Source organism: Vibrio sp. 2130-1 (assembly GCF_033339515.1).
In genome coordinates, this window is record NZ_JAWOUT010000710.1 from 1 (window position 1) to 522 (window position 522).

Annotated in this window: 1 protein-coding gene; it reads left to right on the top strand. The window is 49.4% G+C overall.

What is annotated here, in order from left to right:
- Positions 1-522 (top strand): TrkA C-terminal domain-containing protein (locus R7Q09_RS28270; RefSeq protein ID WP_318144223.1); only part of this gene is annotated, 522 nt, incomplete at both ends.

Below are 522 nucleotides of genomic sequence, written 5' to 3' on the forward strand. Positions count from 1 at the left end.
CCTATTATTCGCGCATATCGAGTTGGCCCGGAGCTTATCGATTGGACAGACGGCAAAAACTTACGAGAACTTGGTATTTACCGCCAAACGGGTTGTTACATTGAGCGTATTCGCCGTAATGGTATTCTCGCCCACCCTGATGGTGATGCGATTTTGCAAGAAGGTGATGAAATTGCGTTGGTAGGCTTCCCTGACAGCCACGCTCGTTTGGACCCAAGCTTCCGCAACGGTAAAGAAGTGTTCGACCGTAACCTTCTCGATCTGCGTATTGTGGAAGAAGAGATTGTCGTTAAGAGCGACGCGATTGCCGGCAAACGTCTATCTGATTTGAACCTGTCTGAGTTCGGTTGTTTCCTAAACCGTGTAGTTCGTGCGCAAATCGAAATGCCAATGGATTTAGACATTGTTCTTGCCAAAGGCGATGGGCTTCAGGTGAGTGGCGAGAAGAGTCGTGTGCATGGCCTTGCTGAGAAAGTCGGTGTCATCTCGAGTCACAGCCAAAAGGCCGACTTATTGGCGTTC